We start from the raw sequence: 21,021 nt of genomic DNA, 5'->3' as shown, positions 1-21,021 counted from the left end.
AGCGTGGCGAAGCATCCTCCAACGGATAGTGTGGGCGGACGTTGGCCAATTGGGGTGGCAAAGGCAAGTCGCAGTTTCCGGAAATTATTCGGTCGAGCGCGGGGGGTGGCCAGGGGTTTTCAGAAGGGACATTTATAGACGCGACTTTCTCCTTTACTCTATTTTATATAATTTCCGGAAAACCCTTTTTCTCTCCAAGTCTCAATTTTTGGACAATAAATGTCTCTTTCTTCTTCTTCTTCTTCTCTAGAAGGAAGGAAGGAAAGAAAGAAAGAAAATAAGAGAAGAAAAGTGTTTAATATCAAAGTGTTACGAGCACTTCTTAATGTACGAAAAATTGAATATGACTTATTTTACAGGCCTTTTTTAGCCCCCTTTTGGCCTAAAATCGGCAGTTTTTACATGTCCCTTTTCAGAGTGAAATAACCTATGGTTGTATCGAACCGATAGTTCGTTTCCCGCATAAGTTGTTGGAAAGCGGAAATTCCCTAAGGTAAACCACCCTCCTAGAACCCCTCTGGCACCCCCTCAAGACCCGAAAAAGAGACATGGAAAGTGCTCGACAGCCGCCGCCCACCTACTGGCCGACGCTCGACAGCCCCGGGTCCTAGACCAAAAAGAGACATGGAAAATCCGGAAATCTGCCTCGCGCGAAAATCTAAACGTCCGAAAAGGACCCCCGAACCGCAGTCCGAGGGCCTAGTTCCGGAGGATCCCGCACGGCTCGGCACGGGGAACGGGAGCCCAGGGCAGAGCCCCCCTTCGCCTTGTCGAGTGGTTGGATGGGCACCATGCTTTTTCTGTCCGGGATGCGCGACGGTCCTTCGCTATCTCAAGTAGAGGCTCTCGAAATTTTTGAATTTTCAGGTGGTTCATTTTGAACCGCGGATCCATTTCGTATTCTTGATGGTAGAAATAAGATCCTTCCTTCATCAGTGATGCAGGTGAAGTCATGGTCCAATTTCCGCTGCGCGTTCTTCTCCGTTATTCCTGTGTGCGCTGCTGAAAAAATTCATCATGCCTGAAATGAAATCTTCCGAAGTCAGGATTTTCGAATTTTTTGCAGGATCTACCTTGGGAGAAACATGCTTCTAATTTAAAGATGACGTAGTCCGATGCATGTCAAACGTGATGTTATTTTATTTGGAGAATTTCAATACTGACCATCTTCAATAACAATGTCCCAGACTGGGGTAGAATCGTGTCCAAGCGTCTCGCTGAAGATGTCTTTCTCGAAATAGTACAGCAAGGCTTTTCTTATTCTTTTGGAGAGTACGAAATCTGTGGTCCCATCTTCCGGATCGTGTCCTAGCTCCAGAGAGCGAGATCGGGTGAAGTCGCGTGGAAGGGTGGGATTCAGCCGCGCGCGAACCGTAACGAATTCATGCCATTCTGTATCCCCGGAATCTGATATGAATGCGTCGTGATCCAGAGTAAGCTCATCAGACAGGAAGCGGCTTGGTACAATGTCCCGAAAGCCCACCAGAGAAAGTGAATTTTTCTCATAAATTTGAAGATGGCCGCGCAAATGTGGCCTGCGAGGTGATTGAACAAGGCTATGGGGTGAAAACAGGATGTCTTTAGCCCCATAATCCTTGAAGATATAAGTTCCCCTAACGGCAGACTTCTGGGAAAGAGCCCGAAGAAGTTTCGCCGTCCTTAAGTCGGGAGGTGTATCAATTCTAATTTTCTCGATATCTGGAATTATTGGTTCCGCATCATTTTCCTTATGCTTCCCAAAAACCTTGTGCGCTGAAATGAAATCGCACCACTCGTTCAGCGTATGCGGTTGAATGCTAGGAACAGTTTCAAGCGTTTTGCCCCTGTCTGGTCCCTTGCGGACGGTGCGCGCTGGGTACCGCGATTCCGCGTTAAATTGAGAGACAACCTTCATCTGGGCGTGGGCGCGGGTGCATCCGATGAGTTTTGCGGCCTTTTCAGCCGTGATGGCGCCGCACCAGAACAGCAAAGCTTCATAAATCTTCAACTTGGATATCATCGATTCGATCTCAAGATGTTAGAAATTCATACATGACAGATCATCACCATTCAAACATATTGGCCCCAACTGCTGAGACATAGGGTGTGCAATGAAACGGATCACCATTTTCCCCGGGAAGATTCCGGTCAAATATCGATACATCGATAGCGTGCATGCTGCACTTGTGGCCGGTTTGACTTCGGCAGGGGTTTCCGGTGAACGTCTTGTTGGGGGAGGAGCGGCGGACTGGACTTTTGCTTGCAAGGGCTTCGCGGCACGTGGAGGCCTGATGACCCTGAAGAGCTTGTTGGTGTCTACGGCAGACCCGGAGGTCGCGAGAGCCTTCGAGGTTCTGGACCCGGAGGCATTGCAAAAGCGGTCCTCCAACGGAGATGTCATCGACTTTTCCGGCGGGCGCATTGTCGAGGAGATGCGCCGACCCGCGTCCGGGCAAGATGAAATTTGCCTTGCCTTCGCGAGTCCGTTTGCACTGATTGGCCCAAAGACCGCCGAGGCCAGGAAAACTTGGTTCGTACGCTCTGCGGCAGAAACCGACTTTCCCGAAGCGATCAGGGTTGGCCTGCAGCGGCGAGCCGGACGTGACCTCGACGTCGAGGTTGCCATCGATCGCTTGACCCTTCTGACGGAAGGCAGGAGCCGACCGGTTGCACTGCGACAGGCAGGACCGAGGCGCGTGATGATCCCAGGGTTCAGCATGCCCGTGACACTCCGCGGAAACGCGGAAGACCTATCTTGGGTCTATTTTTCAGGAATTGGCGCGAAAACCCGTCTCGGTTTCGGCTGCCCGATTCTGCCGACCTGATGCTGGAGCTTCCAAGAATGCATTCCGAACGCATCTACAAAGCTTTTCTGGCGACCGTAGTCTCCGAAGGGGTCTTTTCCGAGGAGGAAATGTCACGGGGGCTCCCGGTGATGCCAGGACCTCAGGCCAAGGATATCAGCTTGGGGAAGCGGCTTGATATCCGGACCCCATGGCTCATGCGAGTATCGGGCAAGGGCGGGCGGGACGCATCTGGACAATGGCATTGCGGCTGGCACAATGTCTCGCTCCTCGAACACGTGGCCTCGGTCGCGCGCGGCGCAGTGGTTCTTGCCGAGCGAGATTTGGAGGCCGCCGGAGAAAGCCAGGCAAGAACCTTTCCCGCACGGTTGGCACGTATCCTCGCGGTCGGCTTCCTGCATGATGCTGACAAGATGCTCGGCATCGGGCGTGATCACCCTCTTGCTGCGGAAGACATCGCATCCCTTGCAGACCGGTACCGGGTCGGCGCATTTCTGGCCCAGTTCGACGCCCAAGCGTCTCCGGGCTGGCTGCTGTCCATGATCGACAAGGCGGAAGTCAGCCGTGCAGGGCGCATCGCGCAAGATGGTGCCCCGCTTTCCAACCCCGACGCAAACGATGCGCTCTACGTGCGGATTGCCGACAGAATGGATGGCTGCTTCCTGAAGGATGGCGCGTCGGCAGCGGTGGCAGTCCTCCAGGAGTTTGACGGGTTCCGCACGAAAATCCTGCAAGAGGGATGGCGTGTTCTGACCCTGAACCAGCCGCAGTTCCCTTTCCTGCTGGATGCGCTTCAGGTTGCCTTGTCCAGAGCATGCAGTGAAATAACCCGCTTTCCTCCGCTTGCCGAGGTGCACCGGGATGGGTGTCTTGTAGTGGCCGTGCCGGAACAGGCTGGGCTATCCATTGTGGACCGGGGGCTGGAGCTCGTCGCACGGAGTTTCCGGTCACATCCCCGGATTGACGTCAACACGCGTCTCGCGGTGGATCTGCTTGAGGGGCGGGCCGGGGTTGACGATCTCGTCGAACTTTCGGCTGACGACAAGACATGGCGCAAGCTTCTCTCCTTCAGGACAGACTTGGCATATGGACCAGACGCGCCAGGAACGATCCTCGCCCGTGAACTTGCGGGCTTGGGGCTCGCGATTGGCTGGCCCGACTTGGCAAAGGTTCCCGGGGCCAGTGTCTCGCCCCATTTGATCCAAGAAGACGAAGGGCAAGCCGGAATCTTTCAAAAGGCGGCCGCTCTCGCGGCGGCCTTGCGCTGCAAGGCTCCCAAAAACAAGGTACTAGCAAGGAAAACCCTGACCGATGCGGCGCGGGAGACGATGCTGCTCGAGAGGCTGGCCGATGCGGGCATGGAATTTGACGGGGCGCTGTCTCAGGTCAAGGACGCAATGTCCCGCCATGTCGGCCTCGCGCTTGTCACGGCCGCGGCTGCGGAGGGGGACACTGGCCTCGATGACAAGGTCTTCGGTCATGAAGGCCTTATCGAGACATGGCTCAACGGCAATGGAGCATTTGCAGGCATCAACTCCAGAATCGGAGATACTGCCAAGGCTCATCTAGACCCGGTGGCCAACATGGTACGGGCCTCCTTGTCGGAGGCGTTCATGGCTGGCGATGAATCCGCGGCTTTGAGATGCCATTTCACCGCACAGCCTGTTGGCGAAGAGCAGCAGTACCGGGCGCTCAATGAAGGTGTATACGGCCTCAAGGTGAGCGCGTTTTCCGGCCGCCAGGGAAGGCCGGAGAATTTTCGCAGCGCAAAGTCAGGGACATGGCTCTCGCCTCTGGCGCGTGCGGAGCATCACCTGCGTTTTCGGAAAAACAAGGCGGGTGGGCGGGAGGCCGCTGTCCCGCTGACCGTGGTCTCGCCTGCGGTGTCTGGTCTGTTCGCATCCCTTTCTCTGGGCAACGGCACCGATATTACCGAGATTTCCACTTACGAATTGCGCAAGGTCGACATTAAAAAGATCAACATCTCATTCAGCGCGTTTGACAGCTTTCGCAAGCGAGTTCTGATTGGCCGCTTCGAGACACAGGAAACCAAGTTTTCGGAAACCCTCGAGTTGGTGCTGCGCTTTGTCGACGCGGCGATCCGAACCGGCCGCACGATCCATGTCTTTCAAGGCCTGCCACATGAGGTGCGAGATCGTGTCTATTTCGATGCCCTGCCTCCAGAGATCGAACGGGGTCTCGGCAAGCGGGGCTTCCGGATCGAGGAGCTTCCTAGCCTGCGGGCGACGCTGAGGACTTGGTCCCAGATAGCCCAGACCAATGGCCTGGGGCCAAGTCTTGCAGCGCGTGTGATGGACCCGTCCACCCGAGCATCGGCTCTTTGCGAAGCTGTCACCAAGGTCGAGCGCATGGACAGAAGCGAGCTGGTCCCGCTCAGAGCTGATCTACTCAATCAAGCACAGGATCTCATCATGACCGAGATGAAGGACTCGCCGCTTGTGCGCTACGCACGCGCAATGACCGGCTATCAACGAAGTTTCATCGCGAAAGATAGCCAGAACGTTCGGGAACGCGGCATGCGGCTCGCCCTTGAAGCACTGGATACCGTCGCGCAGCTCGGAACGACCGACCGCGAAACGATGATCAGCGCGATCATCGCGTCCCTCCAGAACGTTGCAGACCGGGAAAGCGACAAGAAATTCACCAAACCCGGGCCTGACGAGCCCGCTACGGGAGATGCCCTGAACCGGGCTGCCGAAATTTTCGCCGACGAAATTTGGCCGGGTGTTTTCAAGCACAGGCTTCCGGACAGCCGGACGCGCGCCGCGGCCATCGGCATCTATCGAGTGGCTTTCGACCGGGCACACCAGCTGCGTGCCTCTGGAGAAAGCGTTTTTCCCTTCTGATCTCCCGCCAGCCTTTCCAGTCCATCCACTCACTGCACACAGAGAAACGCGATGTCCGATCTCTCCGCCTTTTCCTCTTTCCTTGGCAACATCGATGGGCTTTCCGAAGAAGCCCAGGGCTCCAAGAAAACCTATGTCATGCCGGCACTGAAGAATCTCGGCACAGTAACCATACCGCTTGTGCGCGAGGTGATTTCGCCCGCATCATTCCGTAACGAGCAGTCGGAAATTACCGACATCGACACAGCGCAGGGGCGCCGCGTGCGTGCGGTTGCCAACAAATTCAAGTATGGTGAACGTCGGCGCGGACTGCAGGTCCTGCGCTATTTCGGTGCGGGCGGTGCGATGCCCCAGAACCGGACCGAACTGCTTCCAGGAAAGACCGCAGGAGCCGTGTTCGACATGAACACCGTGGTTTTCGGAGACAGCACTGATGCGGCGGGAAAGGTCCTTCCGGTCAAGGCGGCAGCACTCTACTCGGATGCCGTATCCTTGGTACCTTACGAGCAGGTCACCGACCATACGTTCCACAACCGTGCGTCGGAGGACGGGACGCTCTGGGATGCCGAAGCCAACAGGAACTCCAACAACCTCTTTGAACGTCATTTCCTGAAGCCTGGCACCTTGCTAGTGCAGACGATTACGTTCACTGGACGAACAGCTCCGCGGGAAGCGATCGAGCATCTTCTGCTCTGCATCGGCCTTGCAGGCGCCTATGGCGGCCAGACCTCGATTTACGGCATCAATGTGCGGACCCATCTCGCGGGAATCTATGGATCTCCGCTCGAGCGGGATATCTCCAGCCCCTATGTCCTCCTAGATGGACTCCCGGAGAGCCTGGATGGCCCGAGCGGCCCTGCCGCCGCTGTCAAGGCAATCGCCGACATCTTCTCGGCGGCTTGTCCTGTTTCCTTGGGTCCGGAAGATGCTGCCGATCTGCGCGATGGCTTGATCCGAAAGCTGGAGAGCGGCGATGCTGAAATGCGTTCCCGCTATCAGAGATCCCAGGAAAAGATCGCGGCCTATTTCGATGCCTGGTTCGACGGCATCAGGGGCTGAGACCTGTCATGTCCGACATGGAGGCAACACCTGTACGGCTGGAAACGCTGACTCCCTTCCACTATCAGTCCCTGGCAATCCCAAGCGGAGTTGCCACCCTGTCCACCCATCTTGCGGATCGGAGCGTCGTCTACGGGCTGGCCTCCGCGCTTGGTGCCCTTTCCGCGGGCGTGGCCTTGCCCGAGAAGAACTACAGGCGGGATCTTGCACGGCTGCCATGGATGGCTTCTGTCTTCGAGGCCGAGACGCCACGTCTCATGCGGCCCCGCGGCCGACGCCTCAATCTTGATGGGGAGGGCGGCTACGCGAAACAGGTGCAGGATGCCACCGGCACGGGGAACCTCAAGACCTGGTTCTTTATCCAGGAGGTTCCGCAAGGTGCCATCTATCATGGCGCGGTTTTCGGCGAGGATCCGTTCAACCTTGCTTCGCAGGCAGCAGATGAGGACATCTCGGAAGTCGTCTTTCGCATCGGCCGCCACCGCGGAGGGATTGTCCGGCTCACTCGGGCCGAGGTGCCCTCGGTACGGCTAAACCTGCACACCGGCTTCATTTGCGGCCGCGACATCAATCGTGACATCGAGGAAGATGCTAATGCTGGTCTTGCAGACGGCATGCGGCTCCGCAGCGACCTCTATGCGCTCTGGGATCTGCAGTTTTCCGCGCCGCTGGATATGGACCGAGCGGCACAGATCGCTGGCGTATGGGCACGCACGGTCCGCGGGTTGGAGGGGATTGGCTGATGGCGGCCGCTTCGTTCGACTTGGTGATCCGGCGCCATGGCGTGATCGGCGGTGCACGCAACCCATTCCTCCAGACGGTGGCGGGTGAGCGGGCGATGCTGACCGATTTTCAGGCGGATCTGATCGAGGCGCCGGAACGTGTCCGCATTGCTTCGGCACCGACAGGCGCAGGCAAGACCTTCGCTTTCGAAATGGCACCCCTCATCGGGATGAACATTCTCTTCATCGTGCCCACGCGGCGCCTCGCGCAGAACCTCGCCGCGGCGGTTCATGGCACCATGCAGGGCGAAGGCTGGGATGAGGGACGCATTGGGCGCCACCTGCATGTCTGGACATCTGACGCGCTCTTCGATCAGCTCGGGGACGGCCTGTCGCGGGCGGATATCCGGAAAAGCCGTGTCGATCAGCTTCGCGGGCGCGGCGGGTTCGCCGAGACCGGCGTATTCGTCATAGCAACCCCGGAATCCGTGGCGAGCCTCATGCTCTATCCGCCTGTGCTGTCCCGGGGATCGGAGACCATGTCTCTGACGAGCCTTCTTTCCTTCGATCATGTCGTGTTCGACGAGTTTCATACGATCGAGGCCAGGGGATTTGGCTTGGCCGCGGCGATCTGCAAGCTGGTTGCGGGGCTTCCGTACGACACAGGGAACCGGAGCCCCCGTGTGACCTTCCTCAGCGCGACGCCTATCGAAATCCGGCCAGTCCTCGAGAATTTCGGGGTGCCCGCCTGTGAAATCCGCCCGATGCAGGAACAGGTGTTCAGCTGGGCACCCGGAGAAGAGCCGCGTGGTGCACGGATCATCCATGGGGACGTCCGAGTCAGCGGGGGACAGCACGCTGATGTGCTGGGCGCCTGCCAGGCCGAGGGGGAAGAAATTTCACATGCTCTCGCCTGCGGCCAGTCAATCATCGTTGTCTCCGACAGTGTGGCCAAGCTGAAAGGGACGCGGGATGTGTTGTCCCAGATTTTTCAGCGCCATGGCATTGAGGCCGACCGGATTCTCACCATCAATTCGATCGACGATGCACATGAAGAGGAGGACGACGAGTCCGGCCGATGGGGACGACGTTGCGATCCGCGTGAGGCACAGGTGATCCTTGCGACCTCAAGCGTGGAGATGGGGGTCACTTTCCGGGCATCATTGATGATCATGGACTCAGGTCACGATGCCTGTTCCTTCGTTCAGCGTCTCGGACGGGTATCCCGCGGTGATCTTCCCGGACGCGTGATCGTGACACGTGCCCGTCATGGCCGCGTTCTCGCGCAATTGGCCGAAGAAGCAGAAAAGAGCCTCGGGGTGGAAGCCCGTTCGCGCGGGGACGTGGATGTCGGTACTTTCCTTGGATGGGTTCTCTCCGGCATCCAAGGGAAATTCTCGCGCGGGGCGGAAGATGTTTCCCCGAACTACCGGACCATGCCTGGTCGCGCGGTCTGGTGCGCGGCGCTCTTCTGGTGCGCTCTGCGCCGCGTCTGGAACATCCATAAGGGGGAGCGTGACACACTCCGGACATTCGCTCCGAAATCTGTTCGTCGCATGGAGGTTCTCCTCGGGACTTTGAAGCGTTCGGAGCTTTCGGCACCTAGAGTCTGGATGCAAGGACTGTTCCGCGAAGCGGCACGGTTCCGGGACATCGATGCCCGGGTGCGGGTCAGTTTCGGAAGTCGCATGGATGAAATCGGTTTCGATCAGGCGTCGCGCTTTGTGGAGATAGCAAAGGCTCCCGTTCTGGAAGACTTGGATGGCACCTATTTGGCGCTGCCACGTTCCCTTGCGGACATCTTCCGAACCGGGGAGACGCGACGGCACGATCCATCAATCGACCCTCTTCCTCCTCTCGACGATGTGCTCATCGGTGCCATTCCAAGGCGGAATGCGGCGAGCACTTGGATAACGAGGACAACGCGCGCAGATCACGGCTTCTTCGAGCCGGGTGACGAAGCGTTGGATGCCATGAGGGAAATCGTGAGAGCCACGGGGCTCGTGCCTGAGCGCATGGCGGAAGACATGCCATCCCTCGGCGGAACCGGCGTCCTGTGACCGATCCAGGAGATCCCAGAATTGCGGTATTCGCCGACCTTTGCGAGCTTCATGGGCTTCATGGCCTTGCGTTCCAGCATATCAGGATCTGTCGGAGACGGGCCTGGCTGCACCTCCATCGTGTCGATTATGCGCATCTCGAAGACCGCATGGCGCAGGGCTTGGTGGCCCATGCGAACAGCAAGGCGAGGGACCGCTCGATCAATGGCCTGATCGGCTTGGCTCCTGACAGGATCGATTGGGAAAACCGGATCGTTGTCGAGGCCAAGGGGCGTGCTGGCGCCGCAGATGCCGTGTCCATGCAGGCAGCGTTCTATGCACTGCTTTTGACAGCACGTACCGGCAATTCATGGGCTGCGGCTGTCGATATCCTGGCGGAGCGGCGAATGCGGATGGTCGAAATCACGGATGGCATGGTCGATGCGCTTCTTTCCGGTGCCCGGCAACTGGCTGGCCTGATCAGTGTGCCATGCCCCTCCGGCATAGATGCCCCCATTTGCGGGACATGCTCCTACAGGGAATTTTGCGGAAAAATCTGATGGAAACGCTCTTCGTCTCAAAGGACGCCAAGCTCTCCGCCGATGGAGCCACCCTCCTAGTACGGACAGCGGCTGGCAAGAAGCGTGTGCCCATCAAGGGATTGTCGCAGATCGTCCTCGCAGGCGAGTCAGGATTGACTACTTCGCTCATCACCCTGCTCTCCCGCGAACAAGTCCGGATCGTCGTGCTTGACTGGCACGGGAACGTGTCAGGGGCATTTGAACCGGCGGGATCTCCAAGAAGCGGCAAGGTACGGCAAGCGCAATCGGCCTGCAGCTCTGACCCCCAAAAGCGGCTCGGTCTGGCTCGGCGCATCGTCCGCGGTGCCGGGGCAAACATTCTGGGCAACTTGAGATACCGCCTCTACCGGGGCAAAATTGAATTGAAGCCAGCCGTCGAAGCCGTGCAGGCGATCCTTGCGGACTTGGAAAGCGCGGACAGCATCGAGGGCCTCATGGGCCGCGAGGGATTGATGCGGGCATGGTACTATGGCGCGTGGAAGGACATCGACGAACGGCTCGATTTCGGGCCCCGGATCCGCAGGCCACCGAACAATGAGATCAATTGCCTGATCTCTTGGTTCAATGGGCTGATGTATGCCCTGTGCCGCAACGAAATCGCGAAAACGCACTTGGACGACTGCATGTCTTTCCTGCACTCGCCCATGGAGGCCCGGAGCTCTCTGGCTCTGGACCTGTCCGAAATCTTCAAGCCCGCCATTTGCGACGGCATGATTTTCGAGATCGCCTTGCGCGGGACCAACTGGGACAATTGGTTTGAAAAATCGGAAGGCGTATGCCGCCTATCCGAAACGGGGCGACGGAACACGCTCGAACTGTGGGCGCAGCGCGTGGACCGGCCGGTTTCCGGAAAACCGAGCCTGCGTGACCTGATCCGAAGCGAAGCCCTGTCGATCGAGCGTCACGTCCTCGGGGTGGGTGAATACCGTTCCTGGGTGAGGAGGGTCTGATGTTCATCATAGTCACATACGACGTGAAAGCAGACCGCACGGAGAAGTACCGGAAGATGCTGTCCAGATACCTTGTACATCAGCAGAATTCCGTCTTTGCCGGTTTGATTACAGGATCGCGGCGAAGAGCGATAGACAAGGACCTTCGGCGTCTCCTGATGACTGGGGACAAGGTCTGCATCTTCGAGGTCGAGAACAGGCATAATATCGATGCAAGCGAGATGACCCGCGAAGGGAAGATAGTGGCGTCCCGTCCCCTGTCCGAACTCGTGGAGAAAAGCATTGTCCTCTGACTTCGGGTGGATGTCATGTGAATGTCTGCGGGAAGAGAAGTAATTATCCGATGTGAACCCACGTGTCTGCACGCGAATTCTCGCGAATTCTCGCGAATTCTCGCGAATTTTGGGAGTAACTATCTGAGCGGAAAGGGGTGATCAGTCCCCATGAGGGGTTAGGAGAGAATGAGCCCGCACCAGATCGCCGGAGAAGTCCTGGTGATCAGTCCCCATGAGGGGTTAGGAGATGCCGTCACCACAGCGCGACGATGCCGGTGGCGGTGGTGATCAGTCCCCATGAGGGGTTAGGAGCAGGTTGGTGGTCTGGTAGCGCTTGTCCAGTTCGGCAGTGATCAGTCCCCATGAGGGGTTAGGAGTGCGTCCGCTTCGCTTCCTGGTTCACTGGATCGCCAAGTGATCAGTCCCCATGAGGGGTTAGGAGACGTCACCTCTTTGAGAAAAGGCCGGGGGCGCTGCTCGTGATCAGTCCCCATGAGGGGTTAGGAGCTGTGCCGTCGGCGTAAGCCCTGCATCTTCCATGGCGGTGATCAGTCCCCATGAGGGGTTAGGAGACACCATCTCCGACGCGCAGAACAGCTTCCAGGTGATCAGTCCCCATGAGGGGTTAGGAGCCCCTTGAACCCACGCCTTCTGCCGTACTTTCCGACGCGTGATCAGTCCCCATGAGGGGTTAGGAGTGGGTGCGGCATGAACTGCTCCAAGATCGAGGTCGGTGATCAGTCCCCATGAGGGGTTAGGAGGGCGTCCCGGCCGTAGAGGGTCCAGAAGATGTCCCGGGTGATCAGTCCCCATGAGGGGTTAGGAGACAGAAGTATTTGCGGCCATGTACAGGCCGATTTCGCCAGTGATCAGTCCCCATGAGGGGTTAGGAGACCATGGCGCAGATGCTGCTCTACGTGGAGCTCGGCGTGATCAGTCCCCATGAGGGGTTAGGAGTGGTAGCCGGTGTCCGTGAAATGGATGGCGTCCACCCGTGATCAGTCCCCATGAGGGGTTAGGAGTTGGTCTCGTTCGTGCTGACCGAGGACAGCAGCGGATGTGATCAGTCCCCATGAGGGGTTAGGAGGAGACCGGCGCTCGCACGCCAAGCCTTGCTGTGGCCCGTGATCAGTCCCCATGAGGGGTTAGGAGGACCAGCTCCCGGCCGCAACCCGTGCCGAGCGCCGGGCGTGATCAGTCCCCATGAGGGGTTAGGAGAGGGGCATCCCCTACCCGAATCCAGTTTCCGGTACTCAGGTGATCAGTCCCCATGAGGGGTTAGGAGTCCTGTCAGGTCCCTAGTGAAACGGTTCCGATCTGCACGTGATCAGTCCCCATGAGGGGTTAGGAGCGGTGCTGGCCCAGCACGTCGGCAACACCCACCGCGAGTGATCAGTCCCCATGAGGGGTTAGGAGCCGATCCGGTATTCCCGCGCGCACCACGCTTCGTCCTGTGATCAGTCCCCATGAGGGGTTAGGAGTCATCGCCGATGCTGGCCCATCCCTCGGCGGGATAGTGTGATCAGTCCCCATGAGGGGTTAGGAGAGGCAGTTCTGGTCGGCCGTGAACAGGGCGGTGTCGAGTGATCAGTCCCCATGAGGGGTTAGGAGAAGCGCATCGACGTGAACGACGGCTACGTCTCGGACGTGATCAGTCCCCATGAGGGGTTAGGAGCCGGCCTTGAACCTGTTTGCAAATCCGGCGGCGTCAAGTGATCAGTCCCCATGAGGGGTTAGGAGGAAGAAATGGTGGGGGCAGTCGTCCTCGAGCCAGGCGAGTGATCAGTCCCCATGAGGGGTTAGGAGATGCAGCAGGATGCCAGCAGTGACCTCGGTCGGCCCGGTGATCAGTCCCCATGAGGGGTTAGGAGCTTCTCATGCCATGCCGCATTTCCGGCGATGCGATGCACGTGATCAGTCCCCATGAGGGGTTAGGAGTACGACGTGGATGCCTTCGAGGGCGGGAACATTTCGGGTGATCAGTCCCCATGAGGGTTAGGAGGTGGTCACCCCAAACCCACATTTGTGGAAATAATTATTTGCGGGTTAATCCAGCTTCTTCTTCGAGCTCTGTCGTTCGTTGCTCGATGTAGGACTGCAGCTCGGTAACCATCTTGCGGCCGGTTGCACTGCAGGCGGTCTTGAAGCGGGTGTGCACCGATGCCGGAAGATCCAGGCTCAAGCGCTTGGTCGGCTCCGCCTTCGTCTCGGGCTTTGGCTTGGGCGGCGGTGGAACTTGGGTATCGTGCCCGGCCCCTCCCCGCTCGAACGCGAGAATCTGCTCCTCGGTCGGCTGCTGGGTCTTAGGCTTCGGCGCTGCCGAGAACGTCTTCTTGGACATGCTGCTCAATCTCGTTCGTTAACTTGTCGATCTCCTGGGTCGCAGCGCTATCCGGAGCCCACTCGAAGATCGTCTGGCCCATGGTGAGGCTCTCGGCGAAAGCGACCCGTTGCTCTATGTCGGTCTGGAGGATCGGCAAGCCAGCTTCCGCCGCCATGCTGCGGATATCCCGACCGATCACAGTTTTCCCTATTTTGCGGGAAACCACAAACCCACATTTGAGGGCTGGCTTGAACTCCTGTGCTTCCCGGACTTGGCGGACTGTCAGGTCCGAGGCCCAAGTCGAAAGTCCCGATGGCTCGATCGGCAGCGCAACGAAGTCGGAGGCGACGATGCAGGAGCGCGCGATCTCCTCTGCATGTGGAGGCCCGTCGATAATGGTGTGCGTGTAATCGGCTGCCAGCTTCAGCGCATCCCGGGCCATGTTGGCTCTTGCCATGCTCACGACCTGGAAGGGGGCATCTTCCCTCAGGCTCGCCCATGTGGTGGCCGAGCTCTGCTTGTCGGCGTCAATCAGGAGAACGCGGTGTCCCTGCCTTGCCAGGCAAGCCGCGACGTTGATCGAGAGGGTCGTCTTTCCGACCCCGCCTTTCTGGTTCAGGAACGAGATGATCATGAAGCAAACCCTGACACATACGTGGGAAAGTACAAAACCCTAAAGTCTTAATTGTTGAAATGTGGGTTTGTGCATTATGGTCTGCCACGCTTCTCGTACCAGCTCTTGCAGAACTTGATGAAGTGCTTTGCCGGGTGCCGTGGTTCGATCTCGTTCTCGCCGAGCCAGTGGCGCCATGCAGCCTCGATGACACGGACATCCCAATCGGGGGCAACCAGCCGTGCATCATGGTAGGCTTCGGCATCGAGGTGCCCTTCCCAAGTTTCAGCCGCGGCTACGACAGCTGCCATGGTTCCCCGGTTCCGGAAGGTGACCATGTCCGTCTCCGCCTCGAACGAGACGCTGTAGTCAGGCAAGTGGTCATACTCCACCAGGTGGCGGACCATCTGCCTAAAGCGCTTCAGCGGACTCTGGGAGCCAGTCTTCTTGAGCAGGGTAGGGAGGCCTATCTTCCATTCGTCCTGCGAGCCACAATGCTTCCTGGCGATTTCGTACACCCTTCGCTCGATCGGCTTGCGCAGGCGGAAGTAATCCTTGTGCAGCGTCAGCACCTCATGGGACCGGATCGCATTGAAGACCCAATCCGAGAGCTTCACTTCGCACCAGAGAAGACGTCCATCCAAGCCGTGCTTGCGCCGGATGGATGACGTGTCGATCAAGCCGAACCCGTCGATCTGTTCTTCGTCTCCCGAACGGATGTTGGTGCGAATTCGGGTGCCTTCCAACCGATCCAGGGACTCGACGAGTGCCATGTAGTCTCGACCGCTTGTTCCCCGATTGGTGAAGACCAGAAGATCGCGGGAGTTGATGCGCACCCGAGGAGAGACCTCCTCCCCGTTCTTGAGCTTCGCCATGATCTGCGAGATGCAGTAGATCAGGATGTCCTTGTCATAGATGGTCGCCAAGCCTTTGACGCTGGGCGTAATCTCGATCCAGTTCCCGTTGTGCTCGTAGCGGCGCACGCTCGTCTCGGGCTTCTTCGAGAGCGAATAGAACGGATGCTCCATATGGACCATCATGTCCTTGAGAACCGCATCAGCCACATCGCAGATGAACAAGTCATGCTGCGGGTGCCGGTCGGGCATCAACGGAAGCGCTGACTTGCTCTCCTCATGCGAGAACAGATCAAGATTCGTGGTTTTAGTGTCCATGCCCAACATTCGTGGTTTCAGGTACCGGCTGTCAAGTTTCGTGGTATCAGTTACCCAGTGCTTAGATTCGTGGTATTAGTTACCAATTCCGGGATTTCAGTTACCAAGATTCGTGGTATTAGTTACCGACTGCCCGAGATAAGCATTTAAAATCAAATGCTTATGAATGATTATCCACAGCTTAACACAGATCTAACACCTATTTAACACTCACGAGCTCCCAAGCTCATCAATACCGTCGCTCAAAGTAGAGGCCTGTTTGCTTCCCCAAAGACATGATTCACGCAATGATTGAAAATGCTTACGCCCGCGCATAAGCTCGGGGGCACTTTCTCTTAAAAGACATCACATGGGCCTGCAGTTCTTTTTCCGGACATTGATCCAATGGGTCATCATTGCAGGCATTGCCTGCCTCCCCCTGCTATTCCCCCGCGGCTGGCCCGTTCTTCCCCTCTTCTGCATCATCGTACTGGTTGGCCTACTATCATACGGACTGCTGAACCCTGCATTCATGGTACGTAGAGCCTTCATTTGGGGGTCCATGACCTGCATCTCGGCAAGTCTCATTCCCATCGGCTTTGCACAGCTCGATGCTGCCTGGTTCACACCACTGGGCATCCCAGCAGGAGTTGTATCGCTAGCAAATGTCCTGCTGTCCTGGCTCTCCGAACCAGTCCTGATATGGCCAAGCATCGCTGTCCTGATCGTTCTCGCTTGCTACGATCTGGTCCTGCCAGTTCTCGAACTGATACTGCCGCATGTCTTCCGGAAACAGGTAACCTTGGCTACTGCAGAACATTCCGGAAGAATCGTGCCGATGGGGCAGGGAGTGCCTGTCACGGCACAGCTGAGGCTATCCGTTGCGAACAGATCCGGCGACACCCTCCATCTGACCGAAGCCAGCATTTCCTTCCTGGGCATCGCCTCGTGCAGGGCTTCGTCCTATGTCTGGCTTCCCGAGATCGAAGTATGGTCCCAGACTTCTCAGGACATCCCTCCTCAAACCACAGCGCAGGTTGAAGTAGTCTGCCAGGAAATCCCGCACACGATGAGGTGGCTCTTTGCGTTTCTCAGGGCAACCCGTCTCGGCCTTCTTTTCGACATAGGAGCCAAGATCAAGCTCTATGGCTGTCCGGAATTCGACAGCTTGGCTTTGAGAGCGGCATTCCTCGCAAGGTAGCCGGTATGAACTCAGGGAGTGTTCCCGGCGCCGACCAAAGTGATGATCTCCTCGCCATGGTTCACGCAATGGCCAATCTGCACACCATGGTACGTCGCGGCGAACACCTCTCCCCAATTGGGATGGCTCGTGCCCTGCGGAAGGATCCCCGGAGGCCAATCCCCCTTGGTCTCACAACAGTTGTAGTCGGTCCTGAGGGCCCCACTGACCGTCTGGACCATCTTGTTGACGGTCCAGCCGAGAGTGGCCGCAGGCAGCCCGAGAGCGTCATTGAGGATCGGGACCACATTCCCGGGGATGCGGACCCGATAGTTGTGCCGGGCAACGCGCACCACCATGGTTCTTAGCCGACTGGGCAGGACTCGTTCGTCCCGCTCTTGGTCGTCTGTTCCGGCGCGGGAGTGACCGCCGGTCTGCTGGTGGACGTCTGCTTCAGGCTGTCCAGGATGCGGGCAACTTCCGGATCGGACGTGAGTTCGACAACCCGCTCGCCGAGCTGGCAAAGAAGTGCAGCCGTTGCCGTGGGAGCCAGACACGGCGCGGAGGCGTCCGGGAAAGCCTCGGCCATTGCTGCTTCATCATCGATGTCGATCATCAGCTCGTCTTCGTCCGTTGCCTCTGCCAGGCACATATTCTCCCGTGCCTCGACATCGATCGCAAGCAGCCGCTCCAGGTCATGAACCGGTACAAGCGCCGCGTAGGGGCGGGAGAAGCGCGTAATGACGACCCTTCGACCGTTCTCCGCAGCCTCTTGGACAAGAGTCGGGAGCTGGGCCCGTGCAATGCTGAGAGGCATCTTCTCCTCGGCAGCAAGAACCGCTTCTCCCTTAAGTTCGACGTGATCATACGTTTCCATCAGTCTTCCGGTATCGGCGCCCATGCTTGAGTCTCCTTGTACAAAATACCCCGCACAAGATGTACAAAAATCAGGAGAGGTCAACTGGGAACTCCGATTTTATGTACTATTTTTGACAGAGTATTAACTGGATATTTAGGTTCGCTCACTACTCTCAGCAAGGGAGATGAGAGCTTTCCATGCCTTCACGCGTCTTGATGTCAAATGACGTCACAGAAATAAATGTTAAATATCAGCATGTTGTTATTATTTCATCCATGCTGGTGGAATAATGTTGCGCAGAAAAGTGATCCCGCCCGCACCCGAAAGGGTTGTACACATTGGTATCGGTGCCATATGTTGTACAACGACTATTGTACAAGCCCCCTGCCTGCCACAGAGAGGTGAAGACAAAATGCATACTTCTGCCTTCCTCCGCTGCCCGACACTCATCGACATCGGAGGCCTCCTGATGACGCGCGATGCCTTCCGTCGCCTCCTCAAGCTCCCAGCGTCCCGCCGGATACATGCGATTCAGGAGATGAGGAGCGCAGAGCGCAAATTCTCCGGGAGCTTTGTTGCCAGGGATGATGCGCAGGACGCTGGATGCGTGATCGACATGAAAGGAAGAGGCTTGCGGATTGTTGCCTATGTCGAATCCCGCCACTTCATCATATTGGATTTCGATTTTTCGGAGCCGTTCACGACGGAGTTCCATTTCGATGAGGTTCTGATGATCCGCCGTCGAGCTGGCCGCCTCGTGCCAGTGACGGGCAATATAGGAGATCCGCCGCTTGCCGCCGGTTTCCGTGGGGCTCGAGAGGGTCGAGAGCTCCTGCTCCGAACCGTGGGCGATCTGCTCCGGCAGAACGGCTGGCCTGAAGACATGGCGCGCCTCTGGTTCATGCTCGGGGAAGCGACGCGCTTTGCGTCCGCTGCCGCCCTCTACGCCGGTCATGCATCGTCTGGCACCGGTTCGACCGTCGGACGTTTGCCTGGCGCCCTTCACGCCATGCAGGCTGCATGGAGCTACCCGTTCCGGGCCTGGGTCTTCCGGGACCAGTCCATGCCGTTCCTTGCCGTCGAGCCAACCGAGGATGGCACATCTCGTACGGATGGCTTCCCTGCGATTGGCATAGGCGCGGATACTGCCGGGCTGCCGGACACGGGCGAAGTCTCTGACGTTCCGGACATAGCGCCTGAGCGGGCAACGGCCCTGCTGCCCAAGGCTGCGACGGTGGAGTTGCGGCTGGATTAAGATGCGGCGCCGATCCTGCAGGATTGGTTGCTGGACCTACGCCCCAAGGTGCTGCGCGCCTTGGGGCGCTTTGTTGCTGAGAGCTTGGCAACCCCAAGCGTCGCACTCACCAGACCTGTCATCCAATCCATGGCTGTGGATTGGTTGCGGCGGCGAACCGTGACATTACTGGTTTGAGATCAAATCAGGCATCGCGAGGACATGGTCAGCCGGGTATGGCGCAAGATGGAGACCGATTGGGGCGTCTGACTTTGCCGCCCGAAGGGAGCCAATTTCATCTTCTGGAGCGTTCCGTTCGGCAAATTCCATCAAATTCGCGACGCGACCCCTTCAACTCCAGATATCTTCTTTCTCCCAGCCCTCGGTGAAGCCTGCCGTTCCAATACCAACTTGGAACGGCAGATTGGTGTCCAAGATCCGGTCTCGCATTCGCACGTGCCACTGGGTTCGTGGATAAAACTGCTTCAGCAGGTAGGCTATGACCACGAGGGCACCGTAGAGCTTCTGTGTTGGCGCCACGCCTCCGGCGGGCTTGCCCTTAAGATGCTGAAATTCTGGGAAACCCAAGCCCTTTGGAATCCCTGGGCTGTTTACAAGGTTCTTGTTCCATATCCGGGAGTGATGCGCACAGTCGTTTCGTACGTCGTTGAGAGCATTGACCCAAGACTCCATCGTCTTGCGGGGCAGTCCCGGGTTGATGCTGGCAGCGATGGTGTTCTTGTGGCTCTCATCGAGGTAGCGGAGGATGTGGGTCATGTTGCCCCAATCCCATGTTCCCGCCTCGATCCAGATGGGTGGCGAACCGATGTAGCGGCTCAAGTAGTGCTTGGCGTAGTCCTCCTTCGAACGCCTGAAAGCATCCTCCAGCTTTGAGGTGAACTTCTTGATGGGGCTCATGCCGCGCGCATCGAGCTCGCTGAAGCTCGGCTTGTAGGAACGGGCATCGCGATGGCCGTGCGGGTTGAAGGAGCCCAGGACTTCAACGATGGCCGCCCTGATTGCGATCTCGATGCGTTCGATCGCATCGGCGAGCTCCAGACGTATGGTCTTGTCCCAGAGGTAAAAGGTGATGACGTCATCGAAGCTCGCTCCCGTTTGGAAGCGGTCACAACGCACCTTCCCTCTATCACCCGGAAGCACGCAAAATTCACGGAATGGGTAGAAGAAGGCGCTGATCCGATAGTAGCCGATCCGCTCGACTGTGCGTTTGGCATGTTCCATGTCAGGAATGGAAAGACCACGCATGAGCATCAGATCCAGGCATTCATCAACCGATCTGTAAGTCTTGTAGTAGGGTATCCTGGACAAAACGGCACAGCTGAATCAAGAAGACCGGGCTGTAGCAGGGCGACGTGGCCAAGCCAGGGAGCACCGGTCGTAAGACAAGGGATAATTATTTCCCTCCGTTATTTTGGTCAAGTTTTTTCCCGCACCGGGGTTGGAGGCGTTCTATCGGCACGAAGCGCTTGTGCGACATCCTCTATCCGGACACTGTCGGAACGCCGGATATTCCGAGACCCATGCGGACATGTTTTCAGCAGCTTAGCGGTTTTCTATTTCCGATACCGAGTCAAGGCACGCGAGACTGGCTGCCGCTTGAGCCGCCATTGGCGAGACCATCCGGCATACGCACGTCGAGCTATATACGTCCCATAAGGCAATCTTACCGGACATGGTTAGGGCGGCAGGAGGCGGCGGTTTTTGTCCGCGGATGGCGCAAAAGCGCTTTGTCCAAGCGCGCCTCCTGCTGCTGAAGGTCTTGCTCTGGCCGTCTTTGGCCGCCCTGTTCAAAGGGGATGCCGCCCAGGCGGATGGCGATCGTTCGGGGGCTGCCGTTCGACCGTACAGTGCGGTCTCCAGTTTCGGGCATGGGGGGGAGCTGGGTGGCCGACTTCGCACTGCAGGGTCAGGCGGCGCGCGCTCTCCGATCCTTCTGGGATGCGGCGGTCAGCTGCTCGCCCAGAAGCGGGTCTTGCCAGGCGAGGTCGGACCAGCAGTGGACGATGTGCGGCAGTGGCCATTCGCATTCGCAGTACACGCGCAGTATATGGACCTGGTGGTTCGGGTCGCAGTGGGTGCGCTGCTGGGAGTGCCGGTTGAGCTCGTCGTCGCCGACGGCCTTCCAGAAGCCGGTGATCTGGCCGTCCTCGCAGAGGGCGGTGGGGGCGGCCGCAGAATGCGAAGTCGGTTTCAGGCGGCCTGGGGTACCCGGAGGTGCGAGATCGCACTGTACGGCTAGACGGGGACGCGCCATGGGGCTTCTGGATGTGAAGCGTGGCGAAGCATCCTCCAACGGATAGTGTGGGCGGACGTTGGCCAATTGGGGTGGCAAAGGCAAGTCGCAGTTTCCGGAAATTATTCGGT

Annotated in this window: 18 protein-coding genes and 1 CRISPR repeat array; of the genes, 10 read left to right on the top strand and 8 right to left on the bottom strand. The window is 58.0% G+C overall.

Going from position 1 to position 21,021, the window contains the following annotated elements:
- Positions 1 to 1,153 precede the first annotated feature (1,153 nt).
- Complete coding sequence (locus FGX59_RS32305) at positions 1,154 to 1,987, bottom strand: hypothetical protein (RefSeq protein ID WP_138472167.1); 834 nt, start codon at positions 1,985 to 1,987, stop codon at positions 1,154 to 1,156.
- A 103-nt stretch (positions 1,988 to 2,090) separates the two neighbouring features.
- On the opposite strand from FGX59_RS32305, the gene FGX59_RS32300 reads away from it, so the two are divergent.
- Genes FGX59_RS32300 through cas2 form a run of 8 tightly spaced genes read left to right on the top strand, consistent with a single transcriptional unit; the run spans position 2,091 to position 11,294 of the window.
- Positions 2,091 to 2,804, top strand: a complete 714-nt coding sequence (locus FGX59_RS32300) for a CRISPR-associated endoribonuclease Cas6 (protein ID WP_138472164.1) — start codon at positions 2,091 to 2,093, stop codon at positions 2,802 to 2,804.
- A 17-nt stretch (positions 2,805 to 2,821) separates the two neighbouring features.
- Positions 2,822 to 5,650 carry a hypothetical protein gene (locus FGX59_RS32295; protein WP_138472162.1) on the top strand — a complete coding sequence of 943 codons (2,829 nt, stop codon included), beginning with the start codon at positions 2,822 to 2,824 and terminating at the stop codon, positions 5,648 to 5,650.
- Positions 5,651 to 5,701: 51 nt separating this feature from the next.
- The gene (gene cas7d / locus FGX59_RS32290) at positions 5,702 to 6,709 is read left to right on the top strand and encodes a type I-D CRISPR-associated protein Cas7/Csc2 (RefSeq protein ID WP_138472161.1); all 1,008 of its coding nucleotides are present in this window, start codon (positions 5,702 to 5,704) and stop codon (positions 6,707 to 6,709) included.
- 8 nt (positions 6,710 to 6,717) lie between these two features.
- The gene (locus FGX59_RS32285) at positions 6,718 to 7,452 is read left to right on the top strand and encodes a hypothetical protein (RefSeq protein ID WP_138472159.1); all 735 of its coding nucleotides are present in this window, start codon (positions 6,718 to 6,720) and stop codon (positions 7,450 to 7,452) included.
- Positions 7,452 to 9,491 carry a DEAD/DEAH box helicase family protein gene (locus FGX59_RS32280; protein ID WP_171060933.1) on the top strand — a complete coding sequence of 680 codons (2,040 nt, stop codon included), beginning with the start codon at positions 7,452 to 7,454 and terminating at the stop codon, positions 9,489 to 9,491. Before FGX59_RS32285 ends, FGX59_RS32280 begins: the two co-directional genes overlap by 1 nt.
- A complete protein-coding gene (locus tag FGX59_RS32275) occupies positions 9,488 to 10,030 on the top strand; it encodes a Dna2/Cas4 domain-containing protein (RefSeq protein WP_171060932.1) in 543 nt (180 codons plus the stop codon). Before FGX59_RS32280 ends, FGX59_RS32275 begins: the two co-directional genes overlap by 4 nt.
- Entirely contained in the window at positions 10,030 to 11,001 is a 972-nt protein-coding gene (gene cas1, locus FGX59_RS32270) for a CRISPR-associated endonuclease Cas1 (protein WP_138472153.1), read from the top strand. The genes FGX59_RS32275 and cas1 overlap by 1 nt, the downstream gene beginning before the upstream one ends.
- Positions 11,001 to 11,294: a CRISPR-associated endonuclease Cas2 gene (cas2, locus tag FGX59_RS32265; protein ID WP_138472151.1), complete on the top strand. Its 294-nt coding sequence runs from the start codon at positions 11,001 to 11,003 to the stop codon at positions 11,292 to 11,294. Before cas1 ends, cas2 begins: the two co-directional genes overlap by 1 nt.
- A gap of 137 nt (positions 11,295 to 11,431) precedes the next feature.
- Positions 11,432 to 13,278: a CRISPR direct-repeat array (repeat unit 28 nt; unit sequence GTGATCAGTCCCCATGAGGGGTTAGGAG).
- Between the two features lie 33 nt (positions 13,279 to 13,311).
- Here the strand turns inward: cas2 and FGX59_RS32260 are convergent.
- From FGX59_RS32260 to FGX59_RS32250, 3 genes are all read right to left on the bottom strand, one after another.
- A complete protein-coding gene (locus tag FGX59_RS32260) occupies positions 13,312 to 13,617 on the bottom strand; it encodes a hypothetical protein (RefSeq protein WP_138472149.1) in 306 nt (101 codons plus the stop codon).
- Positions 13,580 to 14,233, bottom strand: coding sequence for a ParA family partition ATPase (gene parA / locus FGX59_RS32255; protein WP_138472148.1), 654 nt, complete (start codon positions 14,231 to 14,233; stop codon positions 13,580 to 13,582). The genes FGX59_RS32260 and parA overlap by 38 nt, the downstream gene beginning before the upstream one ends.
- A 74-nt stretch (positions 14,234 to 14,307) precedes the next feature.
- Entirely contained in the window at positions 14,308 to 15,384 is a 1,077-nt protein-coding gene (locus FGX59_RS32250) for a replication initiator protein A (RefSeq protein ID WP_138472146.1), read from the bottom strand.
- Between the two features lie 349 nt (positions 15,385 to 15,733).
- Between FGX59_RS32250 and FGX59_RS32245 the strand changes: the two genes are divergently transcribed.
- Positions 15,734 to 16,564 (top strand): hypothetical protein, encoded by an 831-nt coding sequence (locus tag FGX59_RS32245; protein WP_138472145.1) that lies wholly within the window; start codon positions 15,734 to 15,736, stop codon positions 16,562 to 16,564.
- Positions 16,565 to 16,575: 11 nt separating this feature from the next.
- Here FGX59_RS32245 and FGX59_RS32240 read toward each other — a convergent pair whose 3' ends face one another.
- Together FGX59_RS32240 and FGX59_RS32235 are read right to left on the bottom strand one after the other, a co-directional pair.
- A complete protein-coding gene (locus FGX59_RS32240) occupies positions 16,576 to 16,902 on the bottom strand; it encodes a hypothetical protein (protein ID WP_138472143.1) in 327 nt (108 codons plus the stop codon).
- 5 nt (positions 16,903 to 16,907) lie between these two features.
- The gene (locus FGX59_RS32235; RefSeq protein ID WP_138472141.1) at positions 16,908 to 17,444 is read right to left on the bottom strand and encodes a type II toxin-antitoxin system Phd/YefM family antitoxin; all 537 of its coding nucleotides are present in this window, start codon (positions 17,442 to 17,444) and stop codon (positions 16,908 to 16,910) included.
- 427 nt (positions 17,445 to 17,871) lie between these two features.
- Here FGX59_RS32235 and FGX59_RS32230 point away from each other — a divergent pair, with 427 nt between their 5' ends.
- Positions 17,872 to 18,657, top strand: a complete 786-nt coding sequence (locus tag FGX59_RS32230) for a hypothetical protein (protein WP_138472139.1) — start codon at positions 17,872 to 17,874, stop codon at positions 18,655 to 18,657.
- Positions 18,658 to 18,987: 330 nt separating this feature from the next.
- On the opposite strand, the gene FGX59_RS32225 is transcribed toward FGX59_RS32230, so the two are convergent.
- Positions 18,988 to 19,902: an Abi family protein gene (locus FGX59_RS32225; RefSeq protein WP_171060931.1), complete on the bottom strand. Its 915-nt coding sequence runs from the start codon at positions 19,900 to 19,902 to the stop codon at positions 18,988 to 18,990.
- Between the two features lie 661 nt (positions 19,903 to 20,563).
- The coding region (locus FGX59_RS32220; RefSeq protein ID WP_206078500.1) for a hypothetical protein at positions 20,564 to 21,021 on the bottom strand (458 nt) is incomplete at its 5' end.

Source organism: Poseidonocella sp. HB161398 (assembly GCF_005870025.1).
Classification (GTDB): domain Bacteria; phylum Pseudomonadota; class Alphaproteobacteria; order Rhodobacterales; family Rhodobacteraceae; genus Mangrovicoccus.
Note: the sequence above shows the minus strand (reverse complement) of the source record. Positions and strands in the feature narration are given on the sequence as shown.

Bases quoted from the DNA above. Each gene is read 5' to 3' on its own strand.
- FGX59_RS32300 (WP_138472164.1), top strand. From the start codon at position 2,091: ATGAAACGGATCACCATTTTCCCCGGGAAGATTCCGGTCAAATATCGA.
- FGX59_RS32295 (WP_138472162.1), top strand. From the start codon at position 2,822: ATGCATTCCGAACGCATCTACAAAGCTTTTCTGGCGACCGTAGTCTCC.
- cas7d (WP_138472161.1), top strand. From the start codon at position 5,702: ATGTCCGATCTCTCCGCCTTTTCCTCTTTCCTTGGCAACATCGATGGG.
- FGX59_RS32285 (WP_138472159.1), top strand. From the start codon at position 6,718: ATGTCCGACATGGAGGCAACACCTGTACGGCTGGAAACGCTGACTCCC.
- FGX59_RS32280 (WP_171060933.1), top strand. From the start codon at position 7,452: ATGGCGGCCGCTTCGTTCGACTTGGTGATCCGGCGCCATGGCGTGATC.
- cas1 (WP_138472153.1), top strand. From the start codon at position 10,030: ATGGAAACGCTCTTCGTCTCAAAGGACGCCAAGCTCTCCGCCGATGGA.
- cas2 (WP_138472151.1), top strand. From the start codon at position 11,001: ATGTTCATCATAGTCACATACGACGTGAAAGCAGACCGCACGGAGAAG.
- FGX59_RS32260 (WP_138472149.1), bottom strand. From the start codon at position 13,617: ATGTCCAAGAAGACGTTCTCGGCAGCGCCGAAGCCTAAGACCCAGCAG.
- parA (WP_138472148.1), bottom strand. From the start codon at position 14,233: ATGATCATCTCGTTCCTGAACCAGAAAGGCGGGGTCGGAAAGACGACC.
- FGX59_RS32250 (WP_138472146.1), bottom strand. From the start codon at position 15,384: ATGGACACTAAAACCACGAATCTTGATCTGTTCTCGCATGAGGAGAGC.
- FGX59_RS32245 (WP_138472145.1), top strand. From the start codon at position 15,734: ATGGGCCTGCAGTTCTTTTTCCGGACATTGATCCAATGGGTCATCATT.
- FGX59_RS32240 (WP_138472143.1), bottom strand. From the start codon at position 16,902: ATGGTGGTGCGCGTTGCCCGGCACAACTATCGGGTCCGCATCCCCGGG.
- FGX59_RS32235 (WP_138472141.1), bottom strand. From the start codon at position 17,444: ATGGGCGCCGATACCGGAAGACTGATGGAAACGTATGATCACGTCGAA.
- FGX59_RS32230 (WP_138472139.1), top strand. From the start codon at position 17,872: ATGACGCGCGATGCCTTCCGTCGCCTCCTCAAGCTCCCAGCGTCCCGC.
- FGX59_RS32225 (WP_171060931.1), bottom strand. From the start codon at position 19,902: ATGCGTGGTCTTTCCATTCCTGACATGGAACATGCCAAACGCACAGTC.